The organism is Flavobacterium gossypii, from assembly GCF_014138495.1.
Taxonomy (GTDB): Bacteria; Bacteroidota; Bacteroidia; order Flavobacteriales; family Flavobacteriaceae; genus Flavobacterium; species Flavobacterium endophyticum.
The window spans coordinates 718,854-743,771 of record NZ_JACJIS010000001.1 but is presented as its reverse complement, the minus strand read 5'-3'; the positions used below and the strand labels follow the sequence as shown (position 1 = coordinate 743,771).

Annotated in this window: 28 protein-coding genes; 18 read left to right on the top strand and 10 right to left on the bottom strand. The window is 29.6% G+C overall.

Annotated features, from left to right (window positions below; all coding sequences use genetic code 11):
• Nucleotides 1–65 precede the first annotated feature (65 nt).
• From GGR22_RS03645 to GGR22_RS03635, 3 genes are all read left to right on the top strand, one after another.
• Nucleotides 66–3,740, top strand: coding sequence for a YecA family protein (locus GGR22_RS03645; protein ID WP_220477627.1), 3,675 nt, complete (start codon nt 66–68; stop codon nt 3,738–3,740).
• A gap of 191 nt (nt 3,741–3,931) precedes the next feature.
• Nucleotides 3,932–5,884, top strand: a complete 1,953-nt coding sequence (locus GGR22_RS03640; RefSeq protein WP_182492609.1) for an ATP-binding protein — start codon at nt 3,932–3,934, stop codon at nt 5,882–5,884.
• A gap of 252 nt (nt 5,885–6,136) precedes the next feature.
• Nucleotides 6,137–6,724: a hypothetical protein gene (locus tag GGR22_RS03635; protein ID WP_182492608.1), complete on the top strand. Its 588-nt coding sequence runs from the start codon at nt 6,137–6,139 to the stop codon at nt 6,722–6,724.
• A 37-nt stretch (nt 6,725–6,761) separates the two neighbouring features.
• On the opposite strand, the gene GGR22_RS03630 is transcribed toward GGR22_RS03635, so the two are convergent.
• Complete coding sequence (locus GGR22_RS03630; protein ID WP_182492607.1) at nt 6,762–7,001, bottom strand: hypothetical protein; 240 nt, start codon at nt 6,999–7,001, stop codon at nt 6,762–6,764.
• A gap of 1 nt (nt 7,002) precedes the next feature.
• On the opposite strand from GGR22_RS03630, the gene GGR22_RS03625 reads away from it, so the two are divergent.
• The gene (locus GGR22_RS03625) at nt 7,003–7,239 is read left to right on the top strand and encodes a hypothetical protein (RefSeq protein WP_182492606.1); all 237 of its coding nucleotides are present in this window, start codon (nt 7,003–7,005) and stop codon (nt 7,237–7,239) included.
• A 25-nt stretch (nt 7,240–7,264) separates the two neighbouring features.
• Nucleotides 7,265–7,480, top strand: a complete 216-nt coding sequence (locus GGR22_RS03620; RefSeq protein ID WP_182492605.1) for a hypothetical protein — start codon at nt 7,265–7,267, stop codon at nt 7,478–7,480.
• 38 nt (nt 7,481–7,518) lie between these two features.
• On the opposite strand, the gene GGR22_RS03615 is transcribed toward GGR22_RS03620, so the two are convergent.
• Nucleotides 7,519–8,586 carry an ImmA/IrrE family metallo-endopeptidase gene (locus GGR22_RS03615; RefSeq protein WP_182492604.1) on the bottom strand — a complete coding sequence of 356 codons (1,068 nt, stop codon included), beginning with the start codon at nt 8,584–8,586 and terminating at the stop codon, nt 7,519–7,521.
• Between the two features lie 9 nt (nt 8,587–8,595).
• Nucleotides 8,596–9,006, bottom strand: a complete 411-nt coding sequence (locus tag GGR22_RS03610) for a hypothetical protein (protein ID WP_182492603.1) — start codon at nt 9,004–9,006, stop codon at nt 8,596–8,598.
• A 318-nt stretch (nt 9,007–9,324) separates the two neighbouring features.
• Here GGR22_RS03610 and GGR22_RS03605 point away from each other — a divergent pair, with 318 nt between their 5' ends.
• The 8 genes from GGR22_RS03605 to GGR22_RS03575 all read left to right on the top strand — a co-directional run bounded on the left by GGR22_RS03605 (nt 9,325) and on the right by GGR22_RS03575 (nt 14,802).
• Complete coding sequence (locus GGR22_RS03605; protein WP_182492602.1) at nt 9,325–10,248, top strand: IS1595 family transposase; 924 nt, start codon at nt 9,325–9,327, stop codon at nt 10,246–10,248.
• A gap of 24 nt (nt 10,249–10,272) precedes the next feature.
• Nucleotides 10,273–10,512 carry a hypothetical protein gene (locus GGR22_RS03600; protein WP_182492601.1) on the top strand — a complete coding sequence of 80 codons (240 nt, stop codon included), beginning with the start codon at nt 10,273–10,275 and terminating at the stop codon, nt 10,510–10,512.
• 284 nt (nt 10,513–10,796) lie between these two features.
• A complete protein-coding gene (locus GGR22_RS03595; protein WP_182492600.1) occupies nt 10,797–11,222 on the top strand; it encodes a hypothetical protein in 426 nt (141 codons plus the stop codon).
• Nucleotides 11,223–11,275: 53 nt separating this feature from the next.
• Entirely contained in the window at nt 11,276–11,632 is a 357-nt protein-coding gene (locus tag GGR22_RS03590; protein WP_182492599.1) for a hypothetical protein, read from the top strand.
• A 27-nt stretch (nt 11,633–11,659) separates the two neighbouring features.
• The gene (locus GGR22_RS03585; RefSeq protein ID WP_182492598.1) at nt 11,660–11,968 is read left to right on the top strand and encodes a hypothetical protein; all 309 of its coding nucleotides are present in this window, start codon (nt 11,660–11,662) and stop codon (nt 11,966–11,968) included.
• A 289-nt stretch (nt 11,969–12,257) separates the two neighbouring features.
• Complete coding sequence (locus GGR22_RS17165) at nt 12,258–12,392, top strand: hypothetical protein (RefSeq protein WP_262888860.1); 135 nt, start codon at nt 12,258–12,260, stop codon at nt 12,390–12,392.
• Nucleotides 12,393–13,051: 659 nt separating this feature from the next.
• A complete protein-coding gene (locus GGR22_RS03580; protein ID WP_182492597.1) occupies nt 13,052–13,915 on the top strand; it encodes a hypothetical protein in 864 nt (287 codons plus the stop codon).
• 83 nt (nt 13,916–13,998) lie between these two features.
• Complete coding sequence (locus GGR22_RS03575; protein ID WP_182493503.1) at nt 13,999–14,802, top strand: AAA family ATPase; 804 nt, start codon at nt 13,999–14,001, stop codon at nt 14,800–14,802.
• A gap of 144 nt (nt 14,803–14,946) precedes the next feature.
• On the opposite strand, the gene GGR22_RS03570 is transcribed toward GGR22_RS03575, so the two are convergent.
• Nucleotides 14,947–15,234 (bottom strand): hypothetical protein, encoded by a 288-nt coding sequence (locus GGR22_RS03570; RefSeq protein WP_182492596.1) that lies wholly within the window; start codon nt 15,232–15,234, stop codon nt 14,947–14,949.
• Nucleotides 15,235–15,290: 56 nt separating this feature from the next.
• On the opposite strand from GGR22_RS03570, the gene GGR22_RS03565 reads away from it, so the two are divergent.
• From GGR22_RS03565 to GGR22_RS03555, 3 genes are read left to right on the top strand one after another with little or no spacing between them, the layout of a single operon-like run.
• Nucleotides 15,291–15,857 carry an SHOCT domain-containing protein gene (locus GGR22_RS03565; protein WP_182492595.1) on the top strand — a complete coding sequence of 189 codons (567 nt, stop codon included), beginning with the start codon at nt 15,291–15,293 and terminating at the stop codon, nt 15,855–15,857.
• Nucleotides 15,858–15,868: 11 nt separating this feature from the next.
• On the top strand, nt 15,869–16,762 hold the full coding sequence (locus GGR22_RS03560) for an SHOCT domain-containing protein (RefSeq protein ID WP_182492594.1): 894 nt from the start codon (nt 15,869–15,871) through the stop codon (nt 16,760–16,762).
• Between the two features lie 38 nt (nt 16,763–16,800).
• Nucleotides 16,801–17,208 (top strand): hypothetical protein, encoded by a 408-nt coding sequence (locus GGR22_RS03555; RefSeq protein ID WP_182492593.1) that lies wholly within the window; start codon nt 16,801–16,803, stop codon nt 17,206–17,208.
• 306 nt (nt 17,209–17,514) lie between these two features.
• Here GGR22_RS03555 and GGR22_RS03550 read toward each other — a convergent pair whose 3' ends face one another.
• The gene (locus GGR22_RS03550) at nt 17,515–18,138 is read right to left on the bottom strand and encodes a recombinase family protein (protein ID WP_182492592.1); all 624 of its coding nucleotides are present in this window, start codon (nt 18,136–18,138) and stop codon (nt 17,515–17,517) included.
• A gap of 260 nt (nt 18,139–18,398) precedes the next feature.
• Here GGR22_RS03550 and GGR22_RS03545 point away from each other — a divergent pair, with 260 nt between their 5' ends.
• On the top strand, nt 18,399–18,788 hold the full coding sequence (locus tag GGR22_RS03545; protein WP_182492591.1) for a hypothetical protein: 390 nt from the start codon (nt 18,399–18,401) through the stop codon (nt 18,786–18,788).
• Between the two features lie 381 nt (nt 18,789–19,169).
• On the opposite strand, the gene GGR22_RS03540 is transcribed toward GGR22_RS03545, so the two are convergent.
• The 4 genes from GGR22_RS03540 to GGR22_RS03525 form a co-directional block, all read right to left on the bottom strand.
• On the bottom strand, nt 19,170–19,799 hold the full coding sequence (locus GGR22_RS03540; protein ID WP_182492590.1) for a hypothetical protein: 630 nt from the start codon (nt 19,797–19,799) through the stop codon (nt 19,170–19,172).
• Nucleotides 19,800–20,386: 587 nt separating this feature from the next.
• Nucleotides 20,387–21,187: a DUF5131 family protein gene (locus GGR22_RS03535; RefSeq protein WP_182492589.1), complete on the bottom strand. Its 801-nt coding sequence runs from the start codon at nt 21,185–21,187 to the stop codon at nt 20,387–20,389.
• A 187-nt stretch (nt 21,188–21,374) separates the two neighbouring features.
• Nucleotides 21,375–21,674: a hypothetical protein gene (locus tag GGR22_RS03530; RefSeq protein ID WP_182492588.1), complete on the bottom strand. Its 300-nt coding sequence runs from the start codon at nt 21,672–21,674 to the stop codon at nt 21,375–21,377.
• A gap of 118 nt (nt 21,675–21,792) precedes the next feature.
• A complete protein-coding gene (locus tag GGR22_RS03525) occupies nt 21,793–22,530 on the bottom strand; it encodes a hypothetical protein (protein WP_182492587.1) in 738 nt (245 codons plus the stop codon).
• A gap of 248 nt (nt 22,531–22,778) precedes the next feature.
• Between GGR22_RS03525 and GGR22_RS03520 the strand changes: the two genes are divergently transcribed.
• Nucleotides 22,779–23,435 (top strand): hypothetical protein, encoded by a 657-nt coding sequence (locus GGR22_RS03520; RefSeq protein ID WP_182492586.1) that lies wholly within the window; start codon nt 22,779–22,781, stop codon nt 23,433–23,435.
• On the opposite strand, the gene GGR22_RS03515 is transcribed toward GGR22_RS03520, so the two are convergent.
• Entirely contained in the window at nt 23,436–24,902 is a 1,467-nt protein-coding gene (locus GGR22_RS03515; RefSeq protein WP_182492585.1) for a hypothetical protein, read from the bottom strand.
• Nucleotides 24,903–24,918 lie beyond the last annotated feature (16 nt).

Below are 24,918 nucleotides of genomic sequence, written 5' to 3'. Positions count from 1 at the left end.
TGAAAATAATTTAATTAATAAAGGTGAAAAAGCATCTCATTATTTGGTAGCAAAATAAATTGATTATGAAAGTAGGTAGAAATGAAGTGTGCCCTTGTGGTAGTGGTAAAAAATATAAAAAGTGCTGTATTAATTCAGACAATGAATTACCTGATACTTTTTCAAACTATTTAAAGACACATAATTCGGTTGAGTTATTAAAAGTTTTTTCATTAATTCAATTATTACCAATAAATCAATCAAAGATTCTTCGTTTAGAAACTATTCAAAATTTAATTTGTTCAAATCTTAATAATATTTCGGGTAAAATAAATTATAATGCTGTAAAATCTTTAATTCAAAAAGATTATACTCATGATTATAGAGAGGACCCTGCTGAATCATGTGCAACTGAAAATATAATGTTTTTCAACGGCAATAATATTGTTTTTCCAGGTATTGCAAAAGATAGCGCACCAATTAATCAGTTAATTTTAAATACCATTTTTGCACTCCCTAATGCCTTAAATGATAAAACGAAGAAAACAATTCATGAAGGGGTGTTTTTCATGCTTTATATACACGATGTCATAGCAAAAAAGCTTGGATTGAGTAGATACTTATACGAAGATGATTGGAGAGGAAATATTTACTTTCCATCGGAGAATTTTATCAATATTAATAAAGAAATATTTGAATTTTCAGAAGAAGATGTAAAATATATCTATAGAACATTAGGAATTGAAGAGGATGTAATTCAATATTTCTATACTACTAAAGAAGAACTTCTTAGAAATAAGAATGAAGATACTTTATTAATTGAAAAACCATTTATAAAGTTTAACAATAAGTATATTCTTGTGCTTCCATCTACCCAAATGTATTCTGTAAATATTTTTATACGCAAAGTACTTAAACTAAATGGTGAGCAAAAGACTTTCAATAAATATTACAAAGCAATGGTTCTCAATGAATCACAAAAGTACTTACATGCAAAATGGCAAAGAGAAAATTTAAAAACAAAATTAGAAGACACAGAATCAATATGGAGATTAGACTATAACAAATTAGCGTATGTCCGATATATAGATTCATCTAAAGAGTCTGATATCCAAAAAAGAGCAAATAGAATAATAACTGATATTAGAAAAGAATTAAAAAGAGACGATATTGAATTCTTGGTTGTTTTATTCTTTGCTTCATACGAATTAGATATGCACAATTTGTACATGTTTGAAAACATTAAAGAGTCAAAATATCAATTGGGGATAAGTTTTTTTGATTTTGAAAGGTTTTACAACCAATGGGAGCCAGATAAATTAACTTTATGGAAGTATGCAAAAGCAGAAAAAAGAGCTGAAGAACATAATATAAGAATATCTCCAAACTTCTCTATTCTAACATATTTTCAATGGTACAAAAAAAATAATGATTCTTTTTTCCCTTCAGATGATACTACTCCTAATTTTATATCCTTTGATTACACTATTCAAGCAAAAATTATAGCAGAATCGACTCAGAAATCGGATAAGCATTTTGTTATGCATATAAAAGAAAATTTACAAAGAAGATTTTTGCCTGTTATTAAAACAAAAGAGTATGCCCCAATTTATATTTCAGAGGAAATTTTTGGTGGTAAATATCGAATCGTTTTGGAAAAATTTTCCTTTCCTATATGGTTTAGTTATAGAGACCGAATTGGCTCATTAGGGAAAAATTTTATAGAAGCGATAACTTATTGGTTAAATGAATTTTCTGGAACTCTTAATCCTTATTTTTCCATTTTAGGTAATTATCCAGTGGAATTTGTGGTTCATTTTGACGAAAAGATGAAGGAAATATCAACTTCGGGAATAGAACTTAAAGATAATTCTGAAGTGAATATTGAATATAGCATTGCCAAGGATTCAAGAAGGATATCACTAAAAATACCAATAGAAATATTTTCGGCTTTACATAGAAGTGACAATTTTGGTGAAAGTTTATTAATGAAAACTATTATTGAATCTTTAAACGAACTTTCAGGATTAGATAAAACGAAGTTTTTTACAGTTGATGAAATTGACGAATTTATCAAACAACAAATGCCTTTAAGTAGAAGAAAAATGCTGTTAACATCACATCAGGAAGATGATTTTAAAAGATTTGACATGTATATTCCATCTGTTCGATTTGTTCAAGATGCAGACATCGCTATTGTACTTGAAAACAACGTACAATGGTTAAATTACCCAGAAAAAATCCCAGAAAAAGTCAAAGATGAGAATAAAATTGAGCTTTTATATGATATCGTAGATTCTCTGACCAATCAATTACAACAAAGAATCAAACAGTATGACTCAAATGAATTGATTGTTTTTTTAATGTTAAGACATGAAGCAGTAATCCAAAGGTTTAGTATGTGGGATATGAATTTAGCTGCAAAAATCGAATGTTTTAGCAAATATGAAGATGTTATTGATGATTATAAAGAGGAGTATGGAAAAATAGTCAGTACATCACATGCTTTAAGAAGTTTAATAGAGTATGTTTTTGCAGAACTCCCCTCAGGTAGTAAAAAGATTAATGACGATGACATTGATTTTTTACTTGCATTAGTTTCTGAAATTATTTTTTACGGTTCAGTTAAAGATTCAATTCATCAGCGTCTTGACAACCCCGATATCGGTTTACTCCCTTCAGGCAGAATTGGTATGAATCATGATTTTCACGATACAATTGTGACTGAATACCGTGAATCAACAATCTTAGATGAAATCCATAATAACGTAGAGGATTTTGAAAATCAATTTGAAAGCGAAGAATTACCAATAATTACAGACCCTAAAAAGAATGAATATTATGATAGAGTTGATAATATCTTTGAGGAAGAATTAGGTATAGCAATTTATAAGATTTCAGATATTGCTACTTTTTTGACACGCTTTTGTTTTCAAAATGAAAACTCATATTGCATTTGTGATGAAAATGATTTGGTTCAACTTATAAAAGATAATTCAAATTTAACCGAAAAAGAAATTTTAGCTTTTATTGAATTTTTGAGTTTGGAAAGTAGAGGCGGGATAAATGTTGCTCCAGTAGGATTAGATATTAAAGAAACATGGGTTTGGAGATTCAATAGGAGAATATCTTACATTAGAAGACCATTATTAAAATTTAAAAATAATGATTCTCAGACTCAATTTTTATGGAGTGCTAGACATCTTATTATGGCTGCAGATAATTTAAGAGCTTTATTTCATAATGGAACATTGAAAGTAGAAGAAGACAAATATCCAAAAATCACTTCTTTGATTAAAGAACGTACAATTATTAAAGGCAAAGAGTATAGAGCAAAAGTATTATCTTGGTTGAAAACTACCTCATTACATATTATTGAACATGAAGTCAAGATTAGACCAAGTGTTTTTCCTAATGCAGATAAGGATTATGGCGACATAGATATATTGGCTGTTGATTTAAATAAAAAAAAGGTTTATTTGATTGAATGTAAGAATACTAAACAAGTAAAGATTCTTTATGATTTTCAAAATGACGCAAGGAATTATATAGATAAACAGTTACCCAAACATTTAAATCGTGGAAATTTTATAACTGCTAATTTAAATCAGCTTTCAAATAAAATTGGGATTGATGTAAACGATTATGAAGTTTTACCTATTGTAATCTCATCTTATCAGCTTCCAATTAAATTTTTACAATCTCTACCAATACCAATTTATTCATTCACTCAAATTAAAAGAGAAAAAGTCTTTCTATGAAAGTTCAGCTAAACATTCTATTCCAATAAGTTGGAATTTCCATTTAACAATTTCTCTATTATTTATTTTTAGAAATTGGAAAGTCATCAAATTCAGTTAGATTAAATATCACTAAAATCAGGGATTGTGAATCTTCAGCTAATATTATAAATTGGACGAATCTTTTAAAATTTTAAATCAATTAACAGTTTATGGAAATAGCTCAAAAAGGTTCAGAATGGCGAAAATGGGACTTACATTTACACACACCATTTACTAAATTATCTAATAACTATTCAAAAGAAAATGATAGTTGGGAATTGTTTAGTCAAATTATAGAGGAATCAGATGTAGCTGTTTTTGGCCTAACAGATTATTTTTGCTGTGAGAATTATTTTTATTTCATAGAAAATCATAAAGTAAAATACCCACAATCTGAAAAAGTGTTTTTCTTGAACATTGAATTTAGATTAGATATTGCGGTAAATAAAAGTGCTGAAGAAATTAATCTACACGTTATTTTCTCGAATGAAGTAAGTAAAACTGATATTGATAATTTTTTAATAAGCTTAAAAACTAATCATACCAATGGAACTGGTGGAGCAAGAATACCTTGCAAAAATTTGAATGATTCACAATTTGTAAGTGCAACTGTGAATTATAATGAACTCTTACAAAGTTTAGTAGAAACTTTTGGACAACATAAACCGTATATTATACTTGCTGCTGCCAATAATGCTGGATTGAGACCAGTTAAGGATTCTCCTAGAAAATTAGCTATTACTGATGAAATTGATAAAATTTGTGATGCCTTTTTTGGTGGAAGACAAAATGTAGCCTATTACCTCAATTTACAGAGATATGAAACTAATGAAATATCTAAGCCTAAACCTGTAATTAGTGGATGTGATGCTCATTCATTTGATGATTTGGATTTAACTTTGGGTAAGTATGTTGAGAGAACAAACCCTCAAAATCATCAGCAAGAAATTTTAAAAGATATTACGTGGATTAAATCCGACACAACTTTTGAAGGATTAAAACAAGTTTTATTCGAGCCTGAGCATAGAGTCAAAATTTCAGAGCAAAAGCCAAGAGAACCTATTCGTAAAATTGAAAGTATCAAATTTAATTTCCCATCTGGAACATTTGTAAAAAGAAATAACTCATCAGATAAACAAGAATTTTGTTTAAACAGTTTAAAAAAAGATATTGCTTTTAGCCCTTATTTCACATGTTTAATAGGTGGTAGAGGAACAGGAAAAAGCACTATAATCAATATATTAGGAGAAAGACTCGGTGAAAAAACAGATTTTTTTTATGATAACAATCTAATTATCAATAATAAAAAATACGATATAGAGACAGACTCAGATAAAATCATCAATGTAACTGGAACCAATGAAATAGAATTTGTCAGTCAGGGTAAAATTGAAAAACTTGCTGAAGGAAATGAGTTAACAAAATTAATATTTAATGAACGAATTAAAGAATCAGAAAGTGGTTTTTATAATCTTGATTCAGAAATTGAAATTATTACTTCTTTAATTGATGAAACGATTCATATGCTCTTTGATTTAAAAAATTTCAACAACACATTAAAAGAAAAAGAAAAAGAAAAAGAGACAACACAGAATATAATAGATTCAGTAAATGATGAACGATACAAGGTAATAACAAATAAAATTAGTGAAATAAGAAAGGAATTTAGTTCAATCAAAAACAGTGAAACAAGATATGACACTTTATTGAATTCCATTCGAACAATATTATTAGAAACTACAGACGTTGATTACCAAAATGATATTGAAGTTAGAATTAATGAGATTTTAAGTTTACTAAAAGAGATTAAAGAAGTCTCTATTGTTGAAAATGAGATAAATATCGAATTACAAGAATTTCAAACAACTAAAACCAGATTAGATGAATTGACAAATGAATTTAGAAATGAAAATCAAAAATTAAAAGATTTCTTTGAAGAAAAAGGAATGAGTGAAGAAACTATAAAAGATTCACAAAAAGCAAACGAAAATTTGGCAATAATAAATTCGGAAATCATTAATCTAAATTCTAAAATTGAACGAATAAAAGAACAATACAAAGAAAATTTAAGTAAAATTGAAGAGTTTTCAAATATTAACAAGTCTTATAATAAATTAAGGTAAGTATACCCATTTTACACCGAGCAAAAAAACTGTTTTAAAAATTTTTTCCTCCGCGGTATCTGATTAATATTGTTTGCTTATTCTTCTAATTTTTCTATAAATATAATTAAGCCCTAGCTAACAGTCAGGGCTTTCTTGTTTCATAATGCGATTAGTTTGACGTAAAATACGCGCACTTTGTCTAGTTTTTAATTCATATAGAAATTTTTAGGTTTTAAAATCTACATTTGATATACTTAAAAGTTTAGAAATATGACAATTATTGAAAAACAAGCTGTACCTTATATCGAAGACTTATTTGATACACGGACATCTTCAACACTTGAAGGCATAAAAGGAGAAATACAGTCAAAACTTTACTTATTTGATAGAGATAAGGATAGATTATACTTTTTGAATATTTTACGAAAAGGAATATATGAGGCTAAAATAAAACACGAAGAAACCTGCACAAATAAAACTAGTTGTTCATACTCAGACCAAAGAGACAACGCCTTATTTATCATAGATCAAGAATTAGACAGCCTTAACCAGTATTTTACTGCCGAAATCCCTAATGAAGATAGGTTTACTCCTGAACAAGAATCAGAGCAATACAGTAAAATTAATGAAGTTTTAGATAAGCTTGAAAAATTAGGCTATGGGCAGGAAGTAATCTTTAAAGAGATTGAAGAACTGAAACTTTATTTCAATCTAGGAAAAAAGAACTGGACTCATCTCCTTGCTGGAAAATTAATGGATATAAGTGTTACAACCGTTATTGAAAAAACAATAGTAGAAGATGCATTTAATTCTCTTATCAAGGGTCTTCAAGATTTTCCATTCTTGATTTCTAAGTAAATTTAATTCAAATGGGACATGTTTATGGTAATTATTTCTAATAGAATTTTACATAGCTTTCATTTATCTGCAAAATCATGATATTGTTTCTTAGTTCATCAATATTTGCCTGATCGAGTATTTCTACCAATTTCTTGATTTCCTCAAAATTAAGGTTTGAGGATGCGTCTGCTATTATCCTGCATCTAATCTCATCATCAGTCCAATGCGAGTTTTTCAGGTAGCAAGGTGAGTCTTTTTTCCTATCTTTGAAAGGAATAACTTTTATTTTTTCCATTATGAGTAATTTGAAATTTAATATTGGTAAAAGAGGGACTGTCATAAATAGGACAATCATTGATGGCGAACAAATTGAAGAATATATACAGGGCAAACTAAAGAGTGTAGAGAACAGCACTGTTGTTATTTTGCAATATGTACCTTATATAGCATTTCTCCAAGGAGGTGAGTATGTTACTGTTGAAAGAGTATTAGAATTGGCAAATCTTGATTTTAAAGGCCATATTTGGAAGTAAGAAGATTAAACTTAAAAATAGACACATGGAAATAACACACACATCGACTTTTACAATTCCTGAAAAATATAGCAGCAAAAAAGATATTGTTGATTTAATGATAGCAGAGCATGATGGTGACATCTCTATCAATGAGTCAAAAGACGGAACATATTATTCTGTCGAATTTACAAGCTTGAAACAGGGAAGGTTATTTGATGAAAGGATGAGTAAGCTGATTCCTGATCTCTATGAGTATTAGTATCAAGTTTTTCCATACTTCAATAGGAGGAAATCGTTTTATTTGATTTGAAAAGGAGGCATATAATCCTTAGTTGTCCAACTCCTTATCCTTGCTTTCTTCATCCAAAAAGCTACGAACATCTTATTGACACCAAATCTAGCCGACATATCATGTATAAAATCCTCTTGTACAGATTTATTTCTTTGCCCAAAAAGATATTTTCTTAAATTATCACCGTTGAAAAGGTAATCATATGCAAAAGAATTTGCTTCTTTCTCTTTTTTGTTGATAGATGATTTTGACAAATCTGCCTGTCCTTCAAAAATTTCATCATTTTCATGTTTTATAACATGACCAAATTCATGAAATAATGTATACCAAAAAGTTGCCAAACATTTGCCTTTATCAGAGACTTGTACCAATGGCCTGTTCTCAAACCATCTAACCGCTCCGAAAACTGTTTTTTCTAAATATGGAGTGTATACTAATGCAACGCCGTACGTTTCTAAAATCTTAGGGAGTTGGCTGATATATTCAAGATTTGTTAAATTATTTTTCCATTCTTTTCTCTCTAGCCATTCAGTAAATAATCCTTTATTGTATAACTCTAATTTTTTCTGAAAGAAATCTAGTTCTCCTCGTCTTAGCCATGCATAAAGATTTAAATCATCAGGAACGAAATTAGAAATTTTATATAAAGCAATGTTCTCTTTTACCTTATCTAAAATTTCTGATTCTTCATCTATACCTAGAAAATTTGAAATATCTTCCAAAACATCAATACCATCACTAAATTCATTTCGTAGTAATGGAAGTAAGTGTTCTAATTTTTTATATATTTTTAGGTTATCTTTATATGTATTTTCTGCACTTTCTTTAGATGATTTATAATCATTTTGAAAATTTAATATGTATGATGAAATTTCCCCAACACTTATAAAATCTTCAATCTTTTTAGCTTCAGATTTTGAAATTTTCATGATTGACTTCAATTCTTTATCATTCCATTTCATAGAAGATAAGAATGAATCCATAGAAATCTCATTCGAAGATAAAATGTCCTCGATTTCTTCCCCAACAGTTGTAAAATACTGAATTGGATTAATTACCTTAAGCTTTTCCATAAAAAATATTTAAATCACAGAATAATCATGTTTATTTACTTCAAAAACATGGATTTTGCAAACTTTGTCAAACTGTCCACACCAATTATTTATTGTACAAAAATCTTCAACCCCCGCTGTATTAGTTTCATAAAAGTTAAAGAATTTTCTATAGCTATCCTGAATCCTAACTTTTAATACGACTGGATTTTTATCTTTAACTCCAGATGCTTTTTCAATCTTATTGCCCCCAGATGCTGTCAAATTATATATAAAAGCATTATCAGAATTTTTGAGTTTTTGATAAATCTTAATTGACGCTTTTAATATTGTTTGATTATAGCTTCTATTGAAATTTTTAATTGCTTTTCTATCAGTGGGATTATCCATTAACTCTTTAAAAGCATCACATTCCTTACTCTTTCCAAATGATATTTCCATATTATAATCACGATTTCAAATTCAAATGTAAGAAATTATATCACAATACGGATGTAATTTGCTGTAAATAACTTAATTATTCGGCGTGCAAATATACAAAAGCTAATAAATAAAAATTTTAATTCTTAAATACTATTTATAGGGTATAAGTACAAAACAGTCATTAAATATACAATTTAAATCATAGATATCCAAATATATAAATCATCTTTTTATTTATTCAATCTTCTTTAAATCAATTATTTAACTAATTTTTATATTTTAATATAGAAAGAAATTTCTTATATTTGATATAGATAATTAAACAACTCAAAAACAATGTTTGATACTAACATAAAATCGATGCTTGACTTGATGAAGACCTTTCCTACTGAACAGTCTTGCATTGATTATCTTGAGAATATTATCTGGGCAGGTACCCCCGTTTCGCCTTTTGACCCCGAATCAAAAGTGTATAAATGTAAAGACAACAAATACAAGTGCAAAAACAGTGGGAAGTATTTCAATATCAAGACAAGCACTTTCCTGGGTGGTACAAAAGTTGGTCTACAAAAATGGATGCTCGCAATCTGGCTCGTGACATCACATAAGAAAGGGATTTCATCTTTACAGTTAGGCAGAGATATTGATGTCTCACAGAAAACGGCTTGGTTCATGCTTATGAGAATCAGGAAATGCTTTGGTATTGAAAATGCAAATACTCTAGAAGGAACGGTTGAATGTGACGAATCATTTTATGGCGGCCGTAACATTAATAGACATAAAGATAAAAAAGTTGAACGTTGCCAAGGAAGATCATTCAAAGACAAGACTCCAATACTTGGAATGCTTCAGAGAGGCGGAAAGCTTAACTGTTTTGTAGTTCCTGATACCAAAAGAAAATCAATACAGCCTTTAGTAAGAAAATATGTTACTGAAGGTACTAGGCTTATAAGTGACGAATGGCATGGTTATACTGGCTTGAGCAATAAATATAATCACGAAATTGTAAACCACGCAAAGAAAGAATATGTAAATTTGGATGATCCTACGAGGCACTCGAATACCATTGAGTCAAGCTGGAAAATAATGAAGAACTCACTAAGGGACATGTATAACTCTGTTTCTAAAAAGCATCTTCAAGATTATGTCGATGAACATGTCTACAGATACAACATGAGACTTCACCCTGATTCTGATAAATTCAACTGGATGATTGTAAATGGAGGAGTAAGGACTAGATACATGAAATTAATTGCTTAATTTTAAGGCGTAGAAAAAACTTAGATGGAAATTACGTCAGCAATATTATTAAGCAAGAAAGTCCCATTTGTCAGGAAAGATAAAGTATTATACTTTAGCATTGAAGGGATAAGAAAGTATTATCCACATGCCAAATTTCCTGCTGACAAAATAAGAAATCTCGTTGTGGGTGTAATGCCAACCGCCGTCATAAAGCCTTCAGATATTGAAGAGATGACAGAATTCGACAAGAATATAGCCAACATGATGAAATTCAAAAAATAAAACAAAGAGCCTCTTAATCGAGGCTTTTTTTATTCAATATCCCTATATTTGTTACTAAGTAAAATATTTGCAAGCGTTAGCTTTTATCGTGGTTCCGAAATCTGGACAATTTCAACACACACCACAAAGATAATAGACTATGCTCATGCTATGGCGTGGGCGTAATTTATCTTGGTGTGAGGTTTGTCCAGAACCGAGGAACAGGTAAGTTACAAACCCGCGCCTCTTTGTTTCTTTAATCTTCACTATTTGGGTTTGGTGGTGGCTTAAATCTTTTAAGTCCTATGGTAGCGATCATAATCATTGCCCTTGTTATAGCCGTTTGGTGGTTTAAAACCTCCGCAAGCGAAGCAAAACAAGATTTAGTTAACGAAAAAAGCAAGATTGCCAATTTCAGTGAACTTATATCCTTACTTAAAAATTCCGAATCGGGCTTTACTGAGCATAAACTAAATACCCTACAAGTCTGTATATTCAAAAATTTTGACAGTAGTCTAAAAAAGAGCTTTATAATTACTTCATCTAATGGTGTCCTCACTATCAACTTCTTTATTCAGGCAAGCTACCTAAAGGAAGTCAAGACCTTTCACTTTACAATATATGATCAGCCAAAAGTAATATCAAACATAGTAATCTCTCAATCTCATATACACGAAAGAGAGTTTTTTGAAAAACATAATCTCACAAACCCATTTATCACTCAATCTTAGAACCAATGAAAAACATATTTTACTTATATAACCGTTACTAACTTCAATTAATTATGAGAACAGATAGATTAAGATTTAGTCAAAAAGAAAAACGCATAGTAATTGTGCTTATGTTGATAAATTCCTTCGCATTATTTGTAAACTATTTTGGGCTATCCCCTAAAGTAGATAAGGATTGCGGGGAGGCTTACATTTTCACATTTACTGGAAGAGAGGTTGTAAATTATAATTATTCTTATACCGCACTCTATGACAGCGACCTGTTTCCAAATTTCTGGCCTTTCGTAGATTTCACCTATCCAAATTATTGCGCACCATTCAAAGGAATTTTTGCATATTATGATACATCAGAGTTTCTTGTATATACATTGCTTATATTTGGAATAGTGATAATTAGAAAAATTTGGTGAAAATTATAAAACTTCAATTCAACTATCATGGAATATACAAATACACAAATTAAAGAAGAATACCTAAGACAAGCTAAAGTAGATTTTGATAAAGCCAAAGCTAAAATTGAAGAGTGCTTTCAAGAAAATAAGGGCTCAATCACAAATAAGATAGAACTCTATGAGGCAGTAAGCATTTGTGCTGATAAAGAAATGGATTTTTTTAGGGTAACTTGGCTAAGAACTGCACCAAAAGCTTTAAACGATTATCTAGATTATATAGATTGTATTTTAAAAATACAGAATATGTATATGGAGCTAATTAAATTGCCAAAGAGTCTAATTTCCGCCATCTGAGTTTTTGTATTTTTCAAATAATTTTTTTTCGTCAATTTCCCAAGTAACAATTATGGGCAATTCGAAATCCTTAATAATATTTCTGATTTGCGAAATTTGTATATGTAAGGAAGCAATCAAAAGTTGTTCTTTTCTGTCTTCATTCATAATTTCCTATAAATTAAGAAAGCCACTCCATTAAATCAGAGTGGCTTTTGTTGTTAATAATATTGTTTATAATCACAGTCTATGTTTAGACTCGTCTAAATAGTATTTGTCTATATTTGATAAACTTTAAATTTTAGAAATCATGGCAGATAAGGATTGTCCAGAATGCGGCGGTGAAGGAACATTAGAAGGAAAAGGGCTCAATATGTGGAGAAATACGATTACCTTCATATGCAAAAATGAAGATTGCTTGTATGAAGAAGAGCACCCTGCATAACAACTTAAGGTAGGTGTAAAAAGCCTACCTTTTTGTATTGTAGAAGCAGACGAATCATTCTACGGCGGAAAGAATAAGTTTAAGAAATAAGCAAAAGAAATAAAGTCAAATTCCCAAACTGTTTATAAGTCTTAAATACTAAAAAAAGACTACTTCAAAATTATGCTTATCTTTGGAAAACTAAAAAAGGACCACAGATTCGAAGCCTTGGTCCTTTAATGTTTTTTATGGAATCTCTTACGTGCATTCCAGTTTTAGTTATATTCTACCTCATTTTGCGAGAGAGTAATAGAAGAAACTAGACTGGTCTTAGAGAAGTGAGTGAACAATAGTAGCTCCTCTCACAGTATCCTATGAAAAACCACTTGATTCTTTTACAGGTTCAGGTGGTTTTTCTTTATCAGTACAAAAATAGTTATTATTTCAATATGTTGTACACATAATACAACAACAATTTGTCCTCCCTTTTGATTTGATGTAATAATAGCAAGTCCTCCTTTTCTAAGTTGATCTCCAATTCCTATATTACTATCATCATTTACAGTATGTACTGGTTCAGTATTTAGAACAATAGCTATTTATTTTCTTTGCAATGCGGCTTTCCGTAAGGAAGATGATGGCTGTCTTTTTATTTTAGCCGAGAACTTTAAAATGTTTTTATGAAATATTTAGTCATCGTATGCTTCTTAGTCTTATCTCTCTTTGTTGTAAAGCAATATGATGAGATCAATAATTTAAATTCTAAAATTGATAGTTTAAGCGGTAGATTGGAAAAATCTGCAATTTGTGACACAGAGACTCTGAAAGAATTGTCAAAGCAGCAATATAAGGAAGATTTCTACTTAAATCAATTGAGCAATTCTACTACATTGATACTAAGTGTTATCGGGTTTGCTCTTGTTTTGGCTGGAGTGTCCTCTTATTTCATCATCGATGAGAAACTGGAAATTATCAAACAGAATTTTAGAACAGAGCATGAATTGCTTTCTACTCTCTTTACGAATACGATAAATACTCAAAATATTAGCATTGATACGTTTAGAAAGGATATGAATGCAAATACCACCCAGAATATAGCTGATTATAAGGAATTGGAGCATAAGATGTTGGATGTTAAAAATGATTTGGATTTCGAATCTGCAACAATAAAACATAATGAAGGAAATGAAGCACTTTCCTATGGACAGTTAGGCGTTTTTATTTTCTTTAGGTTTCGAAGTATGAGTTCTACAAGCAAGAATATAGCTTATTATAAAAGCAGGAAATTAGATGATTTGGCACAATCATCTATTGACTTATTAAATAGCAGATTGGAAAATTTACACAGTAAAATCGAAAACTACATTACTTCAAACAATCTCCAAAAATATCGTCTCTCAGATATTGATTATGATAGAAAAATGCTTATGTATGATATTTCAGAGATAAACAAAGAGGGTAACATTAAAACTTTTGATTTGACTAATAAAATATATGGGTTTTTAGATTTTACCGAAGAAAATCAAAACACAGATACAAATTAAAGAATTTATAAATTCGAACCTGATATGCTTATCCTCTTAAAATAAGAGTGGCTTAATTTAACCTCGGTGTAAAATGGGTATACATCCCTAAATTAATAACTCAAAATATTACTCAGATTAATAAAAAATTAGAAATTGATAACGAAAATGTTTTAAATATTAATTTCACTTTCGAGTTTAATTTTGAAAATTATAAGGAAGTACTTTTTGAAGAATTTTACAGTACATTCTCAAATTATCACATCTCTGGTACTTCGTCCTCTAATGTAAAAGAGGTTCTATTCCTACTTGAGCCAACTGAAGAATTATTAAATAACAATGCTAAAACTTTTTTAACTAAACTTGAAAATGAAATTGATTTAAAAGGTTTTAGAAGAACTAATAATTATGTCAAAATCATTACGGACATATTTTCTTCTAATATTAACATTGTTATATATAAGTTAATGATAAGAAAGTATTTTTATAATCTCTCAAAATTTATTAAAATAAAAGGATTTTATGGAGACAGGGAGTTGCAAAATTGCTCTTTTGGTCAAAGATGTACTGCTGTGATAGTAACTTTGTTAATGACAGGTGTAAAACCTCTTATCATTGATGAACCTGAAGCCCATTTAGATAATAGATTAGTAGCAGATTATCTAGTTGATTTAATAAAAATGAAGAAATTGGACAGACAAATAATATTTGCGACTCATAATTCTAATTTTGTTATCAATGGAGATTCAGAATTAATTCACATTCTTGAAATACCCTTAAATAATATTTTTACCAACCTTACTTCGACATCAATTGAAAATATAAACAATAGAGATAAATTATTAAAACTTGAAGGTGGTCGAGATGCATTTGTTATTAGAGAACAAAAATATGGAATACATAGTTGAAAAATATAAATCAGCTTATGATAGCTACAACTAACTAAAGATGATACATTCAATTTCAATTGGAACGAGACTTACCCGCCAACCATTCTACGAATGAAATTAAGGCTATTTAAGACCTGCTAAAAGAAAAGATGACTTGGGTGCTTATTCGTCTTTTTTGAACTCCAAGCCATCAAGAAGTTGGCTTGGGCTAATTTTGATTGCCCTAGCAATTTTAAAAAGTAAATTCAACGTCATGCCCTGATTATGGTCGAACAAGAAACGTATTGTTTTTTCATCACAACCAACTTCTTTAGCAAACTTTCGGTTGTTCCCATCGAAATCTCTTTGGAATACTACGTGTATTCTCTGAACTACCTCTTTTTTGATACTGTCTAGTTGCTTCTGCATTGAGCAAAATTGCATAAGTCCAGTCAAAATAATTGATTTCAACTTGCGGGTTTTTGCCCGCAACACACTATATTTGTGAGGCGAATAAAATTAAATTCATGGATAAATACGATAAACTCAAAGAACTTAAAGAGATGTTTGATAACGGATTGCTAGAAGAAAGCGAATTCAACAAACTAAAAAAACAAATTCTTTTCAAGACTGAAACAGATAATGAAAACGATGCGGAACTACCTCGAAATTATGTTTCCGATTATCAGAGTAAAAGTGAGAAGCCAAAAAGAATGAGTACAAGTGCAACAATCCTTTACACAATTATTGGGATTGCACTTTTTGCGTTTGCCAAAAAAACCTTTTTTAAGGCAGATGAGCCAATACAAATAACAACCGAAAACAGGTCAGCTGAACTAGAGAATAACAATTATACAAATGAACATAATGAGTCGAAAGGCAATACTAATAAAAACAATAGCTATCAAAACAATAATAATAGTATTATGAATAACAACGGCTATCACATGGGTCGTGATGGTCGGGTTTATGAGAATAGTGCCTGCTCTTTATGTAAGGGCACTGGAGTAGAAACGGGTCGAAATATTGCAACTGGAGAATTAGAAGGCAGAATTTGTCCTATGTGTGACGGTAGAGGTGTTAGAAGCTATTAAAATCAAATTGTATGAACAAAATAGATGAAATTTTAAAATTAAAAGAACTTCTTAATTCTGGGGTTATTACTCAAAATGACTTTACCGAATTAAAAAATAAATTACTAGAGGATTCCAATCCTAAAAATGAAGATGCTCAAATCAAAGTTGAAATTGGTATTGATGAAAAAGAATGTCCGAATTGTAATGTTATTCTAAATAAAGACATTGAAAAGTGTGAGTTTTGCGATTACGATTTTATTTCAAAACAGGTAAAAATTGAAAATGATAAAGTAAATATTGGTGGCAAGTCCAGAAAAAAAGTATTAATCTTCTCCATCATTATGCTATTCATTTTGTTTGCCATGTGGTTTGTGGTGGATTTTATGCCACATAAAAACGTTAGTAAAGATGAAGTGTTATCAAAATCTAAAAATGATTATAATGCTCATAATATTGTAAATCAAAAAAATGAAATAGATAGTTTAGTGGCAAAAAACAAATTATCAATTGAAAACCAATCAAATTACAGTGAAGATAATTTGGAAAATCTCAAATTTAACGGAAGCGAGTTAGACTTTGAAATTTATCACGATTCTAAATCCCACGTCAGTTTAATTGTAGAGACTCCCCGATTAAGTATGAACGATGGAAAATATAGTGAGAAACATAAATATTATTTTAACTCAAATAATGAAGTTTTCGCCCAAGAGTCTAATTTTTATAATGCCTATTTTAATGAAGATTTGGGAGAAGTGATTTCGAAGAAAACCACACTTACTAACTATTATGTTGAAAACAGATTAGTAAAAAGTGATACGGTATATCAAGATAAGGATAGAAAACCTATTTCATGCAAGCATTATGCTAATTTAACCCGATACATTAAAAGAACTGGATTAAAGTTAAGTTTTAAAGCAAATTGATTTCATTAATTCAATTAACTATTATCAATAAAACAATTATGAAAATACTTTCAATTTTATTTCTATTTAATACCATCATTGGTTACTCACAAAATCAAGTAAACGTTGATATTGTAACCTTAAAACAGTTAGACAATAATATTGCAATGTATATTCATACCCGCCCAGATAGCCTAGCTAATAAAGGAATTAAGATTAAAATAAATGTTCTCGAGAGTGATTATGAAATAAAATCGGATAAGAAATATAAAAACGTATTCAAGAAATCTGTTGATAGCACAAAAGGTGATTACGACCAATTTGGTCTGAAAACGAATGATGGAATAATTACAACTCAAATAAGCCCAATCACTTCCAAATATTATAAACTGGAAGTGATTTTATTATTTCCAGATGGAACAAAAAAAGTAGAATCTAAAGTTCTGAAAATAAAAAATAGGGTTTAGCTAATTAATTAGCGCTATGTTCAAAATCATATTCAATCATTCCTTTTACAGAATGATACTGAATACAGATAATTAACTTTGAGTCTTCTTGGACCACAAAAAATTTCTTAACCAGTTTAATTTCTCTTTCAAGGACCCGATTCAATCTTCTAAGATTGACTTTTATATCCCTATTCAGATAAAATTCTATCATGGTTTCAGTAGGTACTCGATAATGATTAACAACGCTAAAAACCTCAAATTTTGATACTCCATAGAACTGAATCAAATGAAGATATATATTGGATAAGTTTACATTTCTCATAATTATATCATTTTTCTGATTTTTGCCACTGTTCCAAGGGAAACATCATACAACTTAACACATTCCCTTACACTGTACCCTTTCTTTATGCCTTGAATAACTTTCGGATATTTGGATAAGAATTCTTCAGATTCTTCTTTACTGTTTTTAGGTCTTCCACAATGAATATTATTTGCCTTAGCCTGTTGCATTCCAGACCGAATACGACTAATCAAAGTCTGTCTCTCATTTTTAGCAAATAAACTAAGTAGATTGGTTAATATTTCCGTTTGAAAAGAGACCTCTCCTTTTTCGTTTAATGTTTCTGAATTCAAATCTTGAAAATATATACTTATCCCCAATTCATGAAGCTCATCGATTAAACACAATGTTTGAGTATTTGACCTTCCGAGCCTTGAAATTTCAGTACAAAGGACTTTTTTAAATTTTCCAAGTTTGGCTTCTTCTAACAACTGTTGAACTCCCAAACGTTCCTGATTTGTTTTTGCTCCTGATATTTTTTCTGTTATGACACTAACAACTTCATAATTCTGTTTGTCAGCTACTTTTTGCAAGTCACTTATTTGTCTTTGGAAATCCATCGAATCTAAACTCACACGTCCGAAAATTGCAACTGGTGTTTTCATCTTCACTGTTATAAAAAAAGGGTTCCTGAAAAATGAAGTCAATTTGTTGACTTCAAAGGTTGTTTTTTACTCATTTGCTGTTATACAAAAAGGTAAACCTTATTTTATAACAACTTTACAATATTCCAGGTTTTAAATTTTACAAAAAAATAATTCACTTAAAATCCTGGATTTCAAATTGTTATTTAAAATAATTCAAAATTAAATGAGATTATTTTGAATAAAATGAAAAGCTAGATATTTATCATAAAATGATAAATATGAATCTAAAACTAAAAACTGGAAAAGAAGTCTCACTTGAAACATTTAGTATGTCCATGACCTATGGTGGGCTTTTAGTTGGTGAACCAAATGAAGCAATAAATGACAGTATTATAGGACTCATCAAGTATTCTAAAGATTGGGGAAATAAAAAAGTTCTGCTAAAAAAAAAGAACCAGTATAGCTCTAAGAATGTTTTGAAGCCTATTATATATACTGTCTGGTTAACCTCAGAAGCTGTTCCAACCAACACAGATATAAAAGACGCAAGTTCTATAGTTTTAATTTGGTTTGGAGAAGCACATTCAGATAAATCAATCCATGAAATTATCATTGAAGGTGTAGGTGATTTTGACTGGGACTCAAATGCCGAAAACATATACTATTAGAGCAAATAAATACTAATTCACATAATGATTTAAAATTTCCCAAAAAGAAAGTACACACATTGATGTTTTTAGGGTCCTTTAGTACTAAAAGCAAGGTTTTTAAATCTTAAATGTATTGCAAATACTTGCTAATAGGCAAACAATTGGGATAGGTAATTTGGAGTTCACAACCATTTAAGAACTGATTTTTTTATTTGAAAATTTTGTGAAAAATATTTTTTTTGAAAACCATTTCTCTTTTTTTGGAACCCAAAAAATTTCCAAAATAAATAAACACTATCATGTGCCTATATTCGCCTATGGGGGAAGGGGGGCTTGAGCAGGGCGGTAACGGGGGAAGGAAGGGGTTGAGATTGGGTATAACTCAACCCTGTTCAATGATTAATCTTCAAAACACATCTCAAGGAATTTTTCATATTGCTCACTTGAAATTGCAATTCCGTCATCTGGCATGTACTTTTGCACTCCATATCTTCCTGAAAAAGTATATTGGAACTCTCCAAATTTTACATTATTCGAACTGAATAAATTTCTAAATGAATTTATGTCATCGATATTAAAGTCTAAAATGGTCATTACTTCCTCAATGTTAATTATTTCATCATCATGATATTGCATCGTTGTTTTTGAATTATCTTGACTTACATCTTCAATTCTCTCTGGCTCTTTTGAATCTGTTTCTTGAGATGTTTTTTCGGGAGATAGAAATTCTCCTAATTTGCCAATATCAACTGTTATTTGGTGCCCTGACGTTGAAGTTGTTTTATCATAATCAAAACTCTCAGATTTGAAAAAATCAAATTTATTTAAAGATGATAGTAATGACCTAATACCACCATATTTCATTCCAAATTTTAATGCTAGGTTATTATTGGTTTCTTTACAAAAAAGTTTATTTCTCTGCCATCCAATGATATAGGATATAAACAATTTTTGAGTTGAATTTAGTTTTGTTGTTGCTAGTAAATTATAGTTTACTTGTACAAAGTTTTGTTTGTTGTTTTTCTTCATGATATTCTGTTATTAGTTTATGTTATTTACTTTTTCACTTGGAGCAGAAGTTGGGGTAAAGCACCAAGAAAAAGATTCACTTTGTGAGTTGAATATGAATCTTTTGACCAATTATAAAATGTTTTTACTTGAAGTAAAGAGTATTTACTTGAATTGAGATGTTTTTTAACAACAGGAGATATTTTTTGTAGAGCAGGTGTATGATGTTTTTACAACAGGGACCTATCTCTACTTCAACAGACGGGTGTTGTTCCAACGACAGCAGGGATATTCTTTTAAGCTCTATCTATTAGACTATAACTATATTAATTAGAATAATAATTATATTAAAAATTATATTATCTATTATATTTCAAAAAATAAATTCAATTACTGCGTAGCAGATTATTTAATTACTTACACAATTGTGTTTAAATAAAAAATACATCAACTTAAAACTCTAAGAAGCAGTTAATCACATATTGTATATAGAAATCCATCTCAACCTGCGGAGCGTAACTGAAAGTACACATCTCAACTTAAAAACAATGTTTTCTGTTCAATACCCATCCCCCCAATTCCGCTCACCCCCCTTCCCAAATTCTAAATTATTTGGGAAATTCTCGAACTAACAGGTCTTCAGGTATTGCCTTTACTTTGTCAATCTGTTTAAAGAAAAACGGAACGGCTCTTGTTTTACATGCATCTCTAATCAATCGCCCCCAGTCAGCATCAAATGGTCTTTTAGTATGTCCGCTTTCACCACCGTTTATAATCCAGTCAACCATATCCAGCAAAATCATATCAGAATCTTTGGCTTTGACCAATAAATCAATTTTCTCTAATTGAGGTTCAATTGAAAGAAATTTATGTCCATTTACTTTAGATAATTGTAATATCAAATCATTTGCTGTTTTTTGGCTAACAGGTGAAGTCCCAAACATCACATTCTCTGGCGGATTTTGTTTCCAACTTTCAGGGATATACTTGTTGATATTCGAAGGTCTTTTGGTTAATAATAAAAACTTCAGGTTTGGTGAATTAGGAACCACTTCATTGAATAACTTATCTCTCAATTGACCTGTATTCCAAAATTCATTGCCGTCTTCCAAATATGGGTTCCCTTTATGGTCGACTAGGGGCATTGGTTTTTCAAAAATGTCCATCATGGAGCCGACAAATACTCTGTGAATTTTATTTTGCTTTTGTGCTTCTTTTTGGAACCTCTCAAATTCAGCCCATACATTTTTAATCATTCTTCTGGGTTTATCATTCCCCCAAATGTCATTGCCAACCCTTTTTGCGAAGGTTAATGCATAACAGTTATCACATCCTTCATGTACTTTTGTACAGCCCCACCAAAGATTTGCAGTGTGATGTGTCCATTCAATTTTGCTATTCTCAGCCATATTTTTTTGATTTTACTTGTTAATAATATTTTCATTTTAGACATAGAAATTCCATTACCCATTTGATGGGCAAAAAAAGTTTTCGGTGAAATTTGTTAGGATTGCTTTCGGAATTAGAAGCAGACGTGTTAAAAGATTACTAGCCTAAATCTATTCGTGAACTGAATTCTTTGTATTTAGATATAGATTACATAATAGAGTCGATTACTTGTTTCATGAATTTTTCTTTTTCATCATCAAAATATAATGGATATTCTTCCGCAATCATATCTGAAATATTGTCACTCAGAATTACCAGCTCTTCAGGTATATCTTCAAATTCTATTTCTTGATGAAAAACGAAAGAAGCGGCTCCTTCATAACCTACATCAAACAATGTAATTTTACAATAATCGATTTCATTTTCTTCACAAAGAGTTATTACATCTAATAACATTTCAGTCACTTCAATTTTTAAGTTTTCCATTTCCATTTTTTTAGTTTCCATAATTTTTTATTTTTAAGATTATTATGGTACAAATGAATCTTAGGGAAATTTTAGGGAATCCCTAAAAGATGAAAAGCTGAAAAATTGTAGTGATTTTTTTAAAAATTACATTAGAAATTTATTTAGGACTATAACCTATATTAATCAACTTATTGGTAACAACTTTAACTGTATTTGTCGATTTTAAAGGATTATTTTTGTCTGATGTCTCTTTGCTAAGCATTGCATTTAACATTGGCTGAATAGAAGTTGGTTTTGCTCCTGTTAATCCACTTATTGCATTTGCCAAACTATTTATGGAAGTATTAAATGGACTCTTAGTTCTTAAAAATTCAATGACCCCCAATTTTTCCAAGAAAATTATTTTTGAGGTTATGGTGCCTTCACTTAAATCGATAAGTTCATTTTCTTCAACTTCTTTCTCATCATTATCAACTACTGGAGAACTCATTTTCTTTTCACTATAACGTATGAGTTCATCAATATCAAATATAAAGTCAGCAATACCTTCAAATATGAACTCAACCAATTTGTATTCATTATCGGAGATTAAACCATCAAGAGTTTCGTTTAAAATATCAATTTCAGTTTTATCACTTTTATTTCTGAAATAATCTTTCATAAATAAATATGCATTATAATACTCTGTACCAGATTCTTGAGGTAGATTACCATTTATATGGTCTTTAGCCAAGTTTAATCCTTTTTGAAGGTAATATGCGGTAAAATCCCTTTTCAAAGTCTTTAATAAAAAGATATCGAGATTATTAGTTAATTCATATAATTTTTTAGTTCTGTAAAAATATCCTAGGTAAGGATACTCTTCAAAAAATTGCTCTAACTCTTTTTCGTTCATTGCCAATCAGTTTTTTATAGTATAAAAATAATTACAAATTAAGATTTAAAAAATAGTTGATTAAGACATCTTATAAATTTTGATGATTAGAACTATTAAAGTAATACAGGAAATATACGATGATTTTTTAAAATCATTATTCAAGCTCTACTCATAGCTATTATTAAATCTTAAACTATTTTGTAAAAAAAGTTATATAAATTTGAAAATATTTTAATTTCGAAAAAACTTATCTTAATATGGATAATATGAATGACTTTTATCATGAAGCTGGACATGTAGTAATGGCTTTTCTTTTTAAAGATATTTTTCAAATTGATTTTGTTACATTAGACATAAAAAAAAGCAAAGAATATGACAATCTATCCTTGGGCGGGCTTAAAGGAAAAATAAAGAAAGATGTAAAATCACTTACTCCAGTTGAACATGATAGTATAATTTTAATTCTTTTCGCTGGGTTTTGTGCTGATAATATTTTTAAGCTGGAGCCTTTAACGGATGAATTTTACGACCCGACTTGTTGGTCACCTAAGTTAGGTGATATAAGATATAGTGGTGATATTAAAAAAATGAATGATTATTTAATTCTACTATTGCCAAATCTTAGATTAAAACAACCATCATACTTTTCAAACTGTATTAAATCATTACATTTATTATTTCAAAACAAGCAAGTTTGGGATGCTATAACATTGATTAGTGAAACTTTATACTCTAAAGAGAATAATACATTGACATCTCAAGAAATTGATGAAATAATTAAATCTTCTGAATTGCCAGACTGGTGGAAAAAAAATAAAGATTCTTTCTTGGATGAAAGATTAAAACTAATTAAAACTTCTTCAAATAAAATTTCGCAAAAAAAGAAACTTACTTGGTGGGAGAGAATTCTTAATTCATTCTAATCATATTGTACGTCTTTTTGAATATTTCTCTTTGAATTTTCTAGTGACTAAGCAAGCCATCTCTTTAGTTGTTTTTAAAATACGTTCTAACCTTTTCATTTTCCTACATTGTTGCACATCAAGAATAAGTGATGCCTCTATATATTTAAAATCAAATAGGACTAAATCTTCTGTCATCCAGCTTATAGCATAAAATTCATCGCCAATGTTACCATATTCAATTATTGGATTTCCTAATAAATTCAATAATTTGTTTCTTATTTCTGTTATTTCTCTAATAAGAACACCAATATTGTTTGAAGTACTGAACTTCCTTAAAACAAGTTGTTTTGGATTTTCTATTGGTGTTGTAATTATATTGAAATAGTCTAAAACATATGAAAAAACATAATGGAACTGGAGTCCGTTTTTTATCAATATTGGCTTATTAGTTGTTACCCAGAATAAATAATCAATTAACTGTTTTTTATTTTCAATTTTTACAAAATTGTTGTCTGAGAAGGCAACAAATTCCTGCGGGCTTAAAACTTCAACCTTAATGTTAAGCATATCAAAGGCCATAATGGCTTTTTCTTTTGTCTTTTTATCTGAAATGATAAAAATATCGCAAGTTGAAGCATATCCAATATGTTTATAATCAGTTTCAACATTATCTAAATGATGTTCGGGAGTAATGTTATCAGCAAAAAAACCATTAAAATCCAAATGGCGACAAAGTGCAATTATTCGATTGAAAAGACTTTTATCATCGTTTCCAATTAAAAGACTTTGATGGAGTTCCATAAAATTTTCTTTTTTAAGCTTTTGAGCATTTTCATCGAGCGTTTCCATCGGGTCGAATCTTTTGTTATTCAATCTCCCTGTATTAACTTTTAAATCCTTTTGGAAATTATCTCGCATTTCGCTATAGCTATTATCTTGAAGGATAGTACTGGACATTTTTAATAGGTTCTCCATTATTTGCCCAAAAGATGTAGTTTCTTCATCTCCTAACAACTTTTGCGCATCTTTAGTTGTCCGTAATTTATTATTACATGTTTTATTGTCTTCACTTTCTTGAAATGATAAAAGTGGATTTGGAATTTGAAAGTTTAATAATGGCTCAAGAAGTGATTCGAACGGTTTTATCAACTCAGCTAAATCAAAATTAAAATCTTGATGGTCATTATATGCTTCAATATATTGTTGCATAGCTTCCCTCGTTGCAAGATTTTGGAATTCTAACTGATGTTTAATTGTATCTGTTATGAACAATGACTTAGAATATTGTTGTAGCTTATCTAAATGACCACTTATTCCATCATTTCCTACTTTTTTATAGCTTCTATAAATATCAATTAGGTGTGCCTCTGAATAAGGGATTAAGAACTTGGTTTCATCACTAAGGATTTCTGTTAGCCTTTTATGTGTTTCATCTTTCGAACCTAGTCTACTGAAAACATTCCAATCTAGATATATCCTAATCATCTTTATACTATTTTGA

Excerpts from the sequence above, each read along its gene's own strand:
- GGR22_RS03550 (WP_182492592.1), bottom strand. The coding sequence starts at position 18,138 with ATGAAAACACCAGTTGCAATTTTCGGACGTGTGAGTTTAGATTCGATG.
- GGR22_RS03635 (WP_182492608.1), top strand. The coding sequence starts at position 6,137 with ATGACAATTATTGAAAAACAAGCTGTACCTTATATCGAAGACTTATTT.
- GGR22_RS03530 (WP_182492588.1), bottom strand. The coding sequence starts at position 21,674 with ATGGAAACTAAAAAAATGGAAATGGAAAACTTAAAAATTGAAGTGACT.
- GGR22_RS03595 (WP_182492600.1), top strand. The coding sequence starts at position 10,797 with ATGGTAGCGATCATAATCATTGCCCTTGTTATAGCCGTTTGGTGGTTT.
- GGR22_RS03590 (WP_182492599.1), top strand. The coding sequence starts at position 11,276 with ATGAGAACAGATAGATTAAGATTTAGTCAAAAAGAAAAACGCATAGTA.
- GGR22_RS03520 (WP_182492586.1), top strand. The coding sequence starts at position 22,779 with ATGAATGACTTTTATCATGAAGCTGGACATGTAGTAATGGCTTTTCTT.
- GGR22_RS03585 (WP_182492598.1), top strand. The coding sequence starts at position 11,660 with ATGGAATATACAAATACACAAATTAAAGAAGAATACCTAAGACAAGCT.
- GGR22_RS17165 (WP_262888860.1), top strand. The coding sequence starts at position 12,258 with ATGGCAGATAAGGATTGTCCAGAATGCGGCGGTGAAGGAACATTAGAA.
- GGR22_RS03630 (WP_182492607.1), bottom strand. The coding sequence starts at position 7,001 with ATGGAAAAAATAAAAGTTATTCCTTTCAAAGATAGGAAAAAAGACTCA.
- GGR22_RS03560 (WP_182492594.1), top strand. The coding sequence starts at position 15,869 with ATGAACAAAATAGATGAAATTTTAAAATTAAAAGAACTTCTTAATTCT.
- GGR22_RS03605 (WP_182492602.1), top strand. The coding sequence starts at position 9,325 with ATGTTTGATACTAACATAAAATCGATGCTTGACTTGATGAAGACCTTT.
- GGR22_RS03620 (WP_182492605.1), top strand. The coding sequence starts at position 7,265 with ATGGAAATAACACACACATCGACTTTTACAATTCCTGAAAAATATAGC.
- GGR22_RS03645 (WP_220477627.1), top strand. The coding sequence starts at position 66 with ATGAAAGTAGGTAGAAATGAAGTGTGCCCTTGTGGTAGTGGTAAAAAA.
- GGR22_RS03640 (WP_182492609.1), top strand. The coding sequence starts at position 3,932 with ATGGAAATAGCTCAAAAAGGTTCAGAATGGCGAAAATGGGACTTACAT.
- GGR22_RS03525 (WP_182492587.1), bottom strand. The coding sequence starts at position 22,530 with ATGAACGAAAAAGAGTTAGAGCAATTTTTTGAAGAGTATCCTTACCTA.
- GGR22_RS03610 (WP_182492603.1), bottom strand. The coding sequence starts at position 9,006 with ATGGAAATATCATTTGGAAAGAGTAAGGAATGTGATGCTTTTAAAGAG.
- GGR22_RS03555 (WP_182492593.1), top strand. The coding sequence starts at position 16,801 with ATGAAAATACTTTCAATTTTATTTCTATTTAATACCATCATTGGTTAC.
- GGR22_RS03615 (WP_182492604.1), bottom strand. The coding sequence starts at position 8,586 with ATGGAAAAGCTTAAGGTAATTAATCCAATTCAGTATTTTACAACTGTT.
- GGR22_RS03580 (WP_182492597.1), top strand. The coding sequence starts at position 13,052 with ATGAAATATTTAGTCATCGTATGCTTCTTAGTCTTATCTCTCTTTGTT.
- GGR22_RS03535 (WP_182492589.1), bottom strand. The coding sequence starts at position 21,187 with ATGGCTGAGAATAGCAAAATTGAATGGACACATCACACTGCAAATCTT.
- GGR22_RS03515 (WP_182492585.1), bottom strand. The coding sequence starts at position 24,902 with ATGATTAGGATATATCTAGATTGGAATGTTTTCAGTAGACTAGGTTCG.
- GGR22_RS03545 (WP_182492591.1), top strand. The coding sequence starts at position 18,399 with ATGAATCTAAAACTAAAAACTGGAAAAGAAGTCTCACTTGAAACATTT.
- GGR22_RS03565 (WP_182492595.1), top strand. The coding sequence starts at position 15,291 with ATGGATAAATACGATAAACTCAAAGAACTTAAAGAGATGTTTGATAAC.
- GGR22_RS03625 (WP_182492606.1), top strand. The coding sequence starts at position 7,003 with ATGAGTAATTTGAAATTTAATATTGGTAAAAGAGGGACTGTCATAAAT.
- GGR22_RS03540 (WP_182492590.1), bottom strand. The coding sequence starts at position 19,799 with ATGAAGAAAAACAACAAACAAAACTTTGTACAAGTAAACTATAATTTA.
- GGR22_RS03600 (WP_182492601.1), top strand. The coding sequence starts at position 10,273 with ATGGAAATTACGTCAGCAATATTATTAAGCAAGAAAGTCCCATTTGTC.